The sequence below is a fragment of the Microvirga roseola genome (genome assembly GCF_020866965.1).
Classification (GTDB): Bacteria; Pseudomonadota; Alphaproteobacteria; order Rhizobiales; family Beijerinckiaceae; genus Microvirga; species Microvirga roseola.
Window position 1 is genome coordinate 40,195 of record NZ_JAJATX010000025.1, and the last position, 11,481, is coordinate 51,675.

The 11,481-nt window shown below is 64.8% G+C and carries 12 protein-coding genes; 8 read left to right on the forward strand and 4 right to left on the reverse strand.

Translation table 11 applies throughout. The features are described from left to right. Positions 1-36: 36 nt before the first annotated feature. The 7 genes from LG661_RS14970 (at position 37) to LG661_RS15000 (ending at position 7,667) form a co-directional block, all read left to right on the forward strand. A complete protein-coding gene (locus LG661_RS14970) occupies positions 37-1,263 on the forward strand; it encodes a phosphopentomutase (protein WP_230532701.1) in 1,227 nt (408 codons plus the stop codon). An 8-nt stretch (positions 1,264-1,271) separates the two neighbouring features. Then, complete coding sequence (locus tag LG661_RS14975) at positions 1,272-1,883, forward strand: hypothetical protein (protein WP_230532702.1); 612 nt, start codon at positions 1,272-1,274, stop codon at positions 1,881-1,883. A gap of 164 nt (positions 1,884-2,047) precedes the next feature. Further along, on the forward strand, positions 2,048-3,313 hold the full coding sequence (locus tag LG661_RS14980; protein ID WP_230532703.1) for a GTP cyclohydrolase II: 1,266 nt from the start codon (positions 2,048-2,050) through the stop codon (positions 3,311-3,313). A 95-nt stretch (positions 3,314-3,408) separates the two neighbouring features. Further along, entirely contained in the window at positions 3,409-4,662 is a 1,254-nt protein-coding gene (locus LG661_RS14985) for a URC4/urg3 family protein (RefSeq protein ID WP_230532704.1), read from the forward strand. A 38-nt stretch (positions 4,663-4,700) separates the two neighbouring features. Then, positions 4,701-5,330 (forward strand): uracil phosphoribosyltransferase, encoded by a 630-nt coding sequence (gene upp / locus LG661_RS14990; RefSeq protein WP_407666721.1) that lies wholly within the window; start codon positions 4,701-4,703, stop codon positions 5,328-5,330. A 183-nt stretch (positions 5,331-5,513) separates the two neighbouring features. Continuing rightward, positions 5,514-6,422 (forward strand): 2-dehydro-3-deoxygalactonokinase, encoded by a 909-nt coding sequence (locus tag LG661_RS14995; protein WP_230532706.1) that lies wholly within the window; start codon positions 5,514-5,516, stop codon positions 6,420-6,422. An 81-nt stretch (positions 6,423-6,503) separates the two neighbouring features. Next, positions 6,504-7,667 (forward strand): helix-turn-helix transcriptional regulator, encoded by a 1,164-nt coding sequence (locus tag LG661_RS15000; protein WP_230532707.1) that lies wholly within the window; start codon positions 6,504-6,506, stop codon positions 7,665-7,667. A 319-nt stretch (positions 7,668-7,986) separates the two neighbouring features. On the opposite strand, the gene LG661_RS15005 is transcribed toward LG661_RS15000, so the two are convergent. Continuing rightward, positions 7,987-8,793 (reverse strand): LysE family translocator, encoded by an 807-nt coding sequence (locus LG661_RS15005; protein ID WP_230532708.1) that lies wholly within the window; start codon positions 8,791-8,793, stop codon positions 7,987-7,989. On the opposite strand from LG661_RS15005, the gene LG661_RS15010 reads away from it, so the two are divergent. Continuing rightward, positions 8,792-9,157, forward strand: coding sequence for a hypothetical protein (locus LG661_RS15010; RefSeq protein WP_230532709.1), 366 nt, complete (start codon positions 8,792-8,794; stop codon positions 9,155-9,157). The genes LG661_RS15005 and LG661_RS15010 overlap by 2 nt on opposite strands. A gap of 43 nt (positions 9,158-9,200) precedes the next feature. Here LG661_RS15010 and LG661_RS25680 read toward each other — a convergent pair whose 3' ends face one another. From LG661_RS25680 to LG661_RS15025, 3 genes are all read right to left on the reverse strand, one after another. Then, positions 9,201-9,647, reverse strand: a complete 447-nt coding sequence (locus tag LG661_RS25680; protein WP_456085516.1) for a hypothetical protein — start codon at positions 9,645-9,647, stop codon at positions 9,201-9,203. A gap of 188 nt (positions 9,648-9,835) precedes the next feature. Beyond that, positions 9,836-10,717 carry a DUF4041 domain-containing protein gene (locus tag LG661_RS15020; protein WP_230532710.1) on the reverse strand — a complete coding sequence of 294 codons (882 nt, stop codon included), beginning with the start codon at positions 10,715-10,717 and terminating at the stop codon, positions 9,836-9,838. Further along, complete coding sequence (locus LG661_RS15025; RefSeq protein WP_230532711.1) at positions 10,689-11,012, reverse strand: hypothetical protein; 324 nt, start codon at positions 11,010-11,012, stop codon at positions 10,689-10,691. The genes LG661_RS15020 and LG661_RS15025 overlap by 29 nt, the downstream gene beginning before the upstream one ends. Positions 11,013-11,481: the final 469 nt, after the last annotated feature.

Sequence of the window (11,481 nt, forward strand, 5' to 3'; positions counted from 1 at the left end):
ATCAGTATCGATTCTGTAGTTTCGAAGGATTCCAAGATGCCGCGTTCCCTCCTCATCGTCCTCGATTCCGTCGGTATCGGCGGCGCGGAAGATGCCGAGTCTTACGGGGATGCCGGCTCCGATACGCTCGGGCACATCGCGCAAGCCTGCGCAGAAGGCCGGGGAGATCGCGAGGGACTGCGCCAAGGGCCGCTGCGGCTGCCCCACATGGTGGAGCTCGGTCTGGGGCTGGCCTGCGAGGCCTCCACGGAGCGCATGCCGCCGAACCTTGCTCCGCAGGGCGCGGTGCGCGGCGCCTGGGGCTACGGCGTCGAGACCTCGAAGGGCAAGGACACGCCCTCGGGCCATTGGGAGATCGCCGGTGTTCCGGTCTCCTTCGACTGGGGCTATTTCCCGAATACGATGCCCGCCTTTCCAGAGAAGCTGACGACCGAGCTGATCGCGCGCGCGAAGCTGCCCGGCATTCTGGGCAACAAGCACGCCTCCGGCACCAGCATCGTCGAGGAATTCGGCGCGGAGCACCTGCGCACCGGCAAGGCGATCTGCTACACCTCCATCGACAGCGTGCTGCAGATCGCGGCGCACGAGGAGTTCTTCGGGCTCGAGCGGCTCTACGAGGTGTGCAGGATCGGGCGCGAGCTCTGCGACGAGTACAAGATCGGCCGCGTGATCGCCCGCCCCTTCTTCGGCACGCCGGAGACCGGCTTCAAGCGCACGGGCAACCGCAAGGACTTTTCGACCCCGCCCCCGTCCGACACGATTCTGGACGTGCTGGCGCAGGCAGGACGTCCCATCGTCACCGTCGGCAAGATCGGCGACATCTTCGCCCATCGCAGCACCGGGCGGGAGATCAAGCCCAACGGCAACGACGCCTGTCTCTCCGCCGCCATCGATGCGATGCGCGACCTTCCCGACGGCGGCTTCGTCTTCGCGAACCTCGTCGATTTCGACAGCGAGTTCGGCCACCGCCGCGACATTCCCGGCTATGCCTCCGCCCTCGAAGCCTTCGACCGGCGCATGCCGGAGATCCAGGCGGCTCTGCAGCCGGGCGACCTCGTCATCATCACCGCCGACCACGGCAACGACCCGTCCTGGCACGGCACCGACCACACCCGTGAGCACGTCCCGATCCTCGGCTTCGGGCCCCAGGTCGAACCGGGCAGCATCGGACGTCGGGAAAGCTTCGCCGATATCGGCGCTACAATATTGCGCCACCTAGGAGTTGCAGGTTACAGTGTAGGGAGATCCTGGCTAACGAACTGAGCTCCTGCATGAGAAAATCGGCGGTTTTCCTGATTTCGGCTACTGCAGCCTTCTTCGGAGCAGTGCAAACCCAGGCAGCAACACAGCGCGAGTGCCTCAACGAGATTAATCTCGGCAAGCGCTATGCCGATGAGCGCCAGCAGGCATTCGCGCTCTTTCAGAAAGATAAGTCCGAGAGCCTCAGATGCGAGTTTCTCGCTAAATCCAGAATGTATATCTCCCAGGCCGAGAAGGCGGCCGATGCCTGCCACGAGCACGAGCCGGGGTTGGCGGATAAGCTGAGAGCCGATGCAGCTTCAATCTTGAAGGAATCGGATTCACCCAAGTACCAGTGCAAGTCCAAGGCTCAGCTGCAGGCGGAGAAGCTTTGCCTAGCTGCAAGAGAAGCGACCAATGCCAGGGATGCCGTCTTCAAGAAGACGCTTGCTGAGTACAACGGCAGCAAAACGAAGCTAACTCAATGCGCTTTCTTGAAAGCATCAATCGAATATCTCACTGAAGCGGACAAGATGCTGAAGCTTTGTGAGCCCATCCATGCTCCCAATGGCCCTTCTCTGGTAGCAAAAAACAGAGACTCGCTTCAGAGGAGCAGCGATGCGCAGAGGAAATTCTGCGGTTAATTTCATGTACTTGATTGCGCCAGCCAGTCTCCAGCGATTGATAGAGACGATCACATTCTAAGCCGTTGACGTGCCCGCTACTTTGGATCAGTCTTCCAAGGATCGTAAGGAGGCTCTCCGGACGATCGTTGGGGGAGTCTTCCCGTTCTCGCGTGGAAGCTCATATGAACTCGCCCAATCGCTCGACCCATATCCGGCTGACCTCCCATCCCGAACCGAACGCGGCCACCATCCGCCGACCCATCAAGTGGGGAGCCCAGGATCCGAAGGAGCGTGGGCCCGTCGTCGGCACCGTCACCAACCCGGCCGACCGCAACGTGATCGGGGCCCATGGCGGCTCCTATTCCCTCTACCGGGCGCTGGCCATCTCCGCCCGGGCGCTGAACCCGCTCGCGCGGCCGGACCTCCACAACACGCACCCGACCGCCGAGATCGGGCCCTATCCGCAATGGTTCGAGTCGGGCAGGATCGTCTCCCTCGATCCCTTCGGCCACATGGTCGGCCAGGTGTTCCGGGACGAGATCGCCGCGGGCCTCGACATCCGCCCGAGCATCGCCGTCACCAAGGCGCGGCTCAACATGCCGGAGATCCTCGCGGCCATGGGCGCGACCCGGCTGAAGGCCGATGGCGGCGTGCTGCACGAGTCCGGCGACATCTCGGTGACGAAGATCGCAGTGGATCCGGTGTGGTACCTGCCCGGCATCGCGGAGCGCTTCGGCTGTTCCGAGGGCGAGCTGCGCCGCACCCTGTTCGAGCAGACCGGCGGCATGTTCCCGGAACTCGTCACGCGTCCCGACATGAGCGTCTTCCTGCCGCCCATCGGCAACACGACGGTTTACATCATGGGCGACGTGGCGCGGCTGAGCGATCCGAAGACGCGCATCGCCTGCCGGGTTCATGACGAGTGCAACGGCTCCGACGTGTTCGGCTCCGATATCTGCACCTGCAGGCCCTACCTCGTGCACGGCATCGAGGAATGCGTGCGCGAGGCGCAGGGCGGAGGCGTCGGCGTGATTGCGTATAACCGCAAGGAGGGCCGGGCGCTGGGCGAGGTCACCAAGTTCCTCGTCTACAATGCGCGCAAGCGCCAGGAGGGCGGCGACTCGGCGGCGACCTATTTCGAGCGCACCGAATGCGTGGCGGGCGTGCAGGATGCGCGTTTCCAGCAGCTCATGCCCGACGTGCTCAACTGGCTCGGCATCCGCCGCATCGACCGGCTCATGTCCATGTCGAACATGAAGTACGACGCCATCACCGCGTCGGGCATTGAGGTGGTCGAGCGCGTGCCCATTCCGCCGGAGCTGGTGCCGCAGGACGCGCAGGTAGAGCTGGAGGCGAAGAAGGCCGCAGGCTACTACTACACCCCCGACGGCGCGCCGGACCCGTCCGATCTGAACCAGGTGAAGGGCCGCGACCTGGAGCGCTTTTGAGCCTTAACCCTGTTGGCAAAGAGCCGGGCGCAGCGGTGCTGGGCCCACGGCAGACTATGCTATCGCTTCTCGTCAGAGAGCATCGGAGCCCCTTTGTGACGGATCAGCCTCATTCATCGTCCGAGAGACAAGCTGCCCTGAACCTCCTGTCGGCGGCGGCGGTGCGGGAGCGCTCGCATCAGCTCCTCCAGCAAGGCCTCGAGGGCAGGCTCGACCATTTCACCGTCGATCTGAGCCGCATCGAGGCCTGCGCCGACGAGGTGGTGGCCACCATCCGCGAGGCCTATCCGTCCCTCGAGATTCCCTTCCATGCCCGCTGGCGGCATTTCTCGGCCGGAGGGCACGACCGCTGGGATGCGGTGATGCACGGCGCACCCTGGCAGAACGCCGCCGAGATGGCCCGCGCCGCCTTCGACCTCGCCATCGTCTCCGTGCTCCTCGATGCGGGCGCGGGCGCTCAGTGGCGCTACGAGGAAGGCCGCACCGGCGAGACCTATGCCCGCTCCGAGGGGCTTGCTGTGGCGAGCTTCGACATGTTCGTGAGCGGCGCGTTTTCGAGCCGCCCGGAGGACCCTTTCCGCGTCGATGCGGACGTGCTGCTCGCGCTCAACGGCGAGGATCTCGCATCGGGTTTCCAGGTCTCGCCCGACAACCCGCTCGTGGGGCTGGAGGGCCGCGCATCCCTGCTCAACCGCCTCGGGCGCGTGGTGGCGACGAACCCGGACATCTTCGGGCAGGCGGACGATCCGCGGCCCGGCGGGCTCTTCGACGTGATCGCAGGAACGGCCGAGGACGACCGCATCCGCGCGCCTGCGATCCTGGAGGCGCTGCTCACCCATTTGGGGCCCATCTGGCCAGGCCGCATCACGTCGGGCGGCGTCGATCTCGGCGACACCTGGCGCCATCCCTTGGTCGAGGCCCCGGACGAAACGAAGAGGCTCATCCCCTTCCACAAGCTCTCCCAATGGCTCTCCTATTCGCTGATCGAGCCCCTCGAATGGGCGGGCTACACGGTGACGGATGTGGACGGGCTCACGGGCCTGCCCGAATACCGCAATGGCGGGCTTTTCCTCGACACCGGCGTGATCGCGCTCAAGGACCCCGCCGATGCGGATCGCGCGCATGCGGTGGATTCCCGGCTTGTGGTCGAGTGGCGGGCCTTGACGGTCGCGCTTCTGGACCGCATTGCCGATCCCATACGACAGAAGCTGGGATTGCGGCCTGAGAACTTTCCCCTCGCCAAGGTGCTCGAAGGCGGCACCTGGGCCACGGGGCGCAGGCTCGCAAGAGCCAAGCGCGGCGACGGCTCTCCTCCTCTCAGCGTGATCAGCGACGGAACGGTATTTTGAAAATGAATCAGCACATGACGGCAAAGGGGGGACAGAGCATGCAGGGCGTCACGGTGGTCGATCATCCACTGGTGCAGCACAAGCTGACCCTGATGCGGGACAAGGAGCGCTCCACGAAGGGCTTCCGCCAGCTCCTCAACGAGATCGGCATGCTGCTCTGCTACGAGGTCACCCGCGACCTGCCGATGGAGCGCATCCAGATCGACACGCCGCTCACCACCATGGAGGGTGCGCAGATCGCCGGCAAGAAGCTCGTCTTCGCCCCGATTCTCCGCGCAGGCGTGGGCTTTCTCGACGGCATGCTCACCCTCGTCCCCGCCGCCCGCGTGGCGCATATCGGCCTCTACCGCGATCCGGAATCGCTCCAGGCGGTGGAATACTACTTCAAGGCCCCCTCCGATCTCGCCGACCGCATGGTGCTGGTGCTCGACCCGATGCTCGCCACCGCCAATTCCGCGGTGGCCGCCATCGACCGGCTGAAGGAGCGCGGCGCGAAGGACCTTCGCTTCGTCTGCCTGCTGGCGGCGCCCGAGGGCATCGAGAAGCTGCGCGGCGCGCACCCCGACGTGCATATCTGGACCGCCTCCATCGACGAGCGCCTCAACGACCACGGCTACATCGTGCCGGGCCTGGGCGACGCCGGCGACCGGATGTATGGAACGCGCTAGAGACCGGGCCGGTTAATCACACTGCGGTTGCCGACCTCGAAGACCTCATCCTGAGGAGCCTGCGCAGCAGGCATCTCGAAGGATGATCCAGGGAGCACTGGAGACGCCCTCGTCCTTCGAGACGGTGCTTACGCACCTCCTCAGGATGAGGACTGCGAAGCGTAGTCGAGAAGGATGGAGAGCTTGCGCGTCATCGTCGCCGACTGGGGAACCACCCGCTTTCGTGGCTATCTGATCGAGAACGAGACCGTTCTCGATCAGGTCGCGTCGGACGAGGGCGTCTCGGCCCTTCAGAAGGGCCAGCATCGTGAAATCTTCCTGCGCCGATGCGGGCACTGGCTCAACGCCCATCCCGACGCGCCCGTGCTGCTGGTCGGCATGGCGGGAAGCCGCGAGGGCTGGGTGGAGGCTCCCTACGCCGCCTGCCCCGCCGGTCCCGCCGACATCGCGGCGGCGCTCGTCTCCGTCGACCTCGAGGGCGGGCGTCAGGCGCGCATCGTGCCGGGCCTGTTCTGCGAGCCGATCCCGGGCGCGTCCGACGTGATGCGCGGCGAGGAGACCCTGGCGCTGGGCGCAGGCGTCGAGGACGGGCTCATCTGCTCCGCCGGCACCCATCCCAAGTGGATCGAGATGCGCGGCGGCCGCCTCACGCGCTTCGCCACCTACATGACCGGCGAGATGTACGCGCTCCTGCGCGAGCATTCCATGATCAGCCGCCCGGCCACGGAGCCGGAGGACCCGGCGGGCTTCGCCCTCGGGCTCGACGCCGCCCACCGCAACCACGGGGAGCACGGGGTCGGCCTGCTCCACCTTCTCTTCGGAGCGCGGGCGGCGGTGGTCTCGGGCCGCATGGGCACGGGGCTGCTCGCCCCCTATCTCTCGGGGCTCCTGACCGGCGACGAGATCAACGGGGCGCTGGCCCAGTTCGGCCGCCCCGCCTCGGTCACGATCCTGGCGAGCGAGGACCGCGCCGGGCTCTACGTCCAGGCGCTCGCCCGCCACGGCATCGCAACGCAGGTGAAGTCCCCGAAAGCGGCGCTGATCGCAGGCCTCGCCCGCATTGCCCGCCACCAGGTCCGCCCTGACGGATGAGGCGCTGCCCGAAAGGGGAATCCCGCCTCCGGGCCGGGAGCCGTAAAGTGGACGGCGGATTCGGCCCGGGAGCGGGAATCGATGGGCGAGGCGCTGTCGCATTGCGCATTGTCGGCCTTGATCGGCGAGATCTATGACTGCGCGCTCGATCCCGGCCGCTGGGAGGCGACGCTGGCGAAGATAGCCGAGACCCTCGACTGCGCCTTCGTGTCCCTGACCCTCAACGATGTCCGGCACAACCGCTTCCTGATCAACAAGGCCGCCGGTTGGGAGCCCGAGCTGCTGCGGCTCAAGTCGGAGCGGCACGTCGCCGAGATCAACGCGCGCCTGACCGAGTGGCTGGCCGCGCAGCCCTCCGCCAACGAGATGTTCGTCACCTCGCGGCACCTGCCTCCCGAATACATCGCGACGTCGCTCTACGTTGAGGAATGCCTGAAGCCGCAGGGCATCGTGGACATCATGCACATGTTCCTGATGTACACGCACCGGCAATTCGCGGAGATCGGATTGGGGCGGCACGCGCGGCAGGGCGTGATCACGGCGCGCGAGATCGAACTCGGCCGCCTGCTGCTGCCGCATCTGCGCAAGGCGGTGACGATCAGCGACATCCTGGACGTGCGCACCATCGAGCGCGCGCGCATGGCCGAGGCCCTCGACGCGCTGCGCTGCGGCGTCGTGCTCACCGACGGGCGCGGCACCATCCTGCACGCCAACCGCTCCGCCGAGCGCATGATGCGCAAGGGCGGCCCGATCAGGAGCGCGAACCGCGTCGTGGCGGCGAGCGCGCCCCGTGCGAACCGGGAGCTTCGCAGCGCGATCGCGCGCGCCGCCCGCGAGGAGACGCCGCAGGGCGGGATGAGCGCCGCCATCCGCCTCACGGAATCCGACACGCCGCCCGCCTACGCCCATGTGCTTCCCATGCAGGCGGGCGACCTGCGCACGCGGCTCATGCCCCGCGCCGTGGCCGCGCTCTTCATCGGCCTGCCCGACGAGCAGAGCGGCGTCGGGCTCGTGGCCCGCGCCTTCGACCTCACCGCCGCCGAGACGCGCATCCTGGAGAGCCTGCTCGCAGGCCATACGCTCGCCGAGGCCGCCGCCCATTGCGGCGTCGCTCCCTCGACCGCGAAAACGCATCTCGACCACATCTTCGCCAAGACCGGCGTGTCCCGCCAGACGGAGCTGATCCGCCTGACCATGCGGATGACCCAGCCCGTCCTCCCGGCTGCGCCCGACAGGCTTCCCTAAAGCATCGGACCCAAAAGTGGACTTGCACTTTTGGGATCCCATCCGATGCTTTCTCTTATACTTTTGGGATCCCATCCGATGCTTTCTCTTATGATGAGAGCATCGTTGAGTGCGGAAAAACCGAATCCACTTTTCCGCACGATGCTCTAGGGCCCCGTGCGGAGCCGGAGGGCCGCGCGCGGCGATGCGCTCGTCCGATGCCTTAAAACCGCAGCCCATAGGTCTGCACCGCCATNACCGAATCCACTTTTCCGCACGATGCTCTAGGGCCCCGTGCGGAGCCGGAGGGCCGCGCGCGGCGATGCGCTCGTCCGATGCCTTAAAACCGCAGCCCATAGGTCTGCACCGCCATCATCAGGCCGAGCGCGCCGAGCGCCAGGCCCGACGCCTTGTTGATGAGGTTGAGCAAAGCCACGCTCACCCGCGAGCGCAGGGCGGCGACGCCGCCGCTCACCAGCATCCACCAGGTCACGGAAGCGGCGAAGACGCCCGCGATCATGGTGGAGGCGGCCGCCGGCTCCGGCGCCGCGACGGCGGGCAGCACCGCCGCGAGAAGCACCGGCGTCAGCGGGTTGAGGAGCGCGCAGGCTACCGCGCTGCCATAGGAGGACAGGACGCCCCGCCCCTCCGCGACGGCCCCCGCCAGGGACACGCTGCGGCTCAGGATCCGCGCGCTGAACCAGAGCAGGAGACAGGCCGAGACCGCGGAGACGAAAGCCTCGCAGCCGTCGAGCGCCGGGAGCATGGCGGAGCCCGGCCCCATCACCGCGCAGGCCGTATAGACCGCGAGTACCGTCGCGGCCCCGAGCCCCGTGGCGAAGCCCGCCGCCGCACCGAAACTCAGCGCCCGCTGGATGCACAGGACGCTCATCGGCCCGACCGGCACCGTGATGGCGAGCCCGACCGTTGCCCCCGAGAGAAATGCCGACATGCCGTTCATGACGAATAGGCCTCGCGCCGCAGCCCCTGCCCGCCCCGGACCGGGCGGGCGTTCGGGACAGGACATCGAGGCTAGCGCCGCGCGGGCCGCGCCGCGTCCACCGTTCAGGGGAGGCGAAAGCCGCAGCCGGGGCTCATAAAGGCTTCCATGCCCCGCGCGCCGCGGGGCCGAGGGGAGACCGACCATGGGCGCCGAGATCGTTGCGACCGCCAGGAGGGACAGCTTCGTTCAGTTGAACGGCTTCGCCGATACGGAGCTCGTCAAGCTGATGCTGAGATTGGGCGACTGGGCGCTCTTCGGCCGCGTCCTCGTCTACAATCACGACGGGGACAACCAGTTCGTGAACGCCAAGATCCTGCATCACCAGAACGTCCCGCTCGACGCGGTGACCGTCTGGGCGACGCAATCCTGGCGCGGCTGCATCGCCCTCCAGGCGACGCTTCCTGTCAAGGACGTCGAGCCGGTCACCCTCGAGTGCAACACCTATAAGGGCATCGCCGAATTCGCCTCGCTCTTCGCCCTGCGGGTCGACGGCATCGACCCGCAATAGAGCCCCTTTCTTGGCGACGAGGACCGGCCCGCCCGCGCGGCCCTCAGCCCCTGCCCTGCCGCTTTCTCACCGCACGCCGAGGAGCGTGCGGAGCCCCTGGCCGATCATGCCGAAGAGGGTGGTCTCGCAGGCGATCCCGTCGCCGTCCCGGTCGAGATGCGGCCAGTAGCCGGGCTCGCCCCGGAAGGCTGGCGCGAGGCCCGCCGCGCGGGCGGGCCGCCTCGTGCCGCGCCTTCACCGCAAAAGTCCAGGCGCTCGGATGGACCGGCCGCGCGCGCTCGTTCAGCCGCCCGACGCCCCAGGCCGCCGCCAGGATTCCGGCAGGCAGCAGCGCCAGCAGCGCGGCGCGGACGAGAACCCGCCGCCGGAAGGCCGCGCGCCTGCGCCGCCCCTCCGCCTCCCGGTGCCGCGCCACGAAGGCCCTGTAGCGCCGGAACTCAGCGTATTCCGGGCCTTCGGTTTCGAGCCGCTCGTCGGGTGTTTTGGTCATGGCTGGTATGCCACCACTCGCTCTATATTGCTTCGGGTAGCGGAGTTAACTCGGCTGTATTCGCAGGACTCAATGCGGCCTGTCTGCGAGCGAGCGTCTCCTGATACTCCTGCGCTTCAATGTCTCGGAAGAATGGTGCCTCTGGTGCCAATCGTTTAACTGCAACCTCAACATCGCTGATTGAAACTCTAAAAAAGTTCTTTGCGATAGTTGCCCGCGTTCACGCGATATTTTTCAAACTCATTGTGCAGAGCTCGCTCAAGAGCAGGCGCATCATCGCTGTAAATGATGGCATGTGTATCGAAAGTGAAAGGCACGCTTGCATCGCCCAACTCTCTTATCCGGTCCGCAGGATCGAGGCGCCGAGTGAGGCCAATCTTCACCACATCGTCACCGAATGAACCGATATTCGATACGATGTAGACATATCCTGATCGCGTCTTCTCAGCCGTGGCTTGCGCTCGCTCAACCCTTGCGTGCGCATCCGCAAGATCGCGTTCCAACTTTTTGGTCGGTTCAGTAACCGCCTCTAGTTGCAGGTCTGTAGCCTTGGCCGCCTCTGCTTTGGCCTTAGAAAGTAGCTTTTGATAGTAAGCTTCCTCGTCCTGTGCTTTTTCCATATTACGAAGAAGCTTCTGCTCCTCCTTGGCTAGACGCGCCGCTTCGGCGCGCTCCTCACGCTCTTGCTTGAGCTTCTCTCGATACTCATGGGTGAGGAACAACTCCTTCAGCTTCAGGGAAAGATATTCTTTGGTGATGAAGATCCAATTGGAGGCATTCAGCTTGTCTATCTGCTCCTGAGCGCGAACAATCCGTTTCTCCATGGCATTGACATTGTTCCATCGAGTGTTCGCGATAGCTGCATCGCATTCATTGTTAAAAGCTCTTAGCGTCAGCCGAATGTTGCGATTGGTCATGGTCTTGCCCTTTGCGGCGCTGCCATCAATGGACCATTGCTTGGTGCAGAGAACGGCCTGTCCGAGAGAGACCAGTTGTTTCTGCTCCTCGCGAACATTCTGGATAGCATCTTTGTATGCCTCGCTATCCCGTGAAGTCGAAATGAGGTTCATAGATACCCATTTCCGCGAAGGCGAGCTTCTCATCGAATATCGCGACCTCTTTCGCCAGTTGATTGTACGTCGCTCGCTTGGACGCATAATCGGCACGAATTTTTTCGATTTCCTGGCGCAGTTCTGAAGCCTGCTTTCCTAGGCTCTGCACCTCAGCATCTGCATCAATAACGCCTTTGAATCGCGTTTCGAGGGCCCGCCTTTGGCCTCTCTCCTTCCATAACCTGTAGAGAGCGAAAACAAGTGCGAATGGGAGAAAAAGAAAGATAATGCCGAGAATGGCTGATGCAGACATTTTTACCCCCTGCTCAGTCGTCTGAGTGGACCCCCTTTTTGAAATTTTGCAACACATAACCCCTGGTTGCGACTGTACATTCCGCTTTATGAACAGTTTGTTGCAACGGCTATTATCGCCTGGCTCTACCCCCCCTTTTCGTTCCGGCAGAGACCGAGTTCAGAACTACCGGCGTTGCAAGATAAAACGGGCAATGGCTGCTGCGCTCCGGCCTGGAATGATAGTGCCTGATGCGCCCCCCTCCCCGTCATCCCTGGCCTTTCTCGTTTCCCACAGCCCTCATCCTGAGGAGGTGAGGGCTTTGACGGTTCGTTCTGAAGCCCCCCACTCCCCACTCCTCCTCACAAGGGGGAGGGCTGTCGCGCCATAGGAGCCGAACTCTCAGAATGAGAGTGAGGACATGGGCAGGCAAGTGTGTTCTCTATTTGTTCTTGATTGCTGTCCTAAGCTGAGCTATATCTGTGCTCGT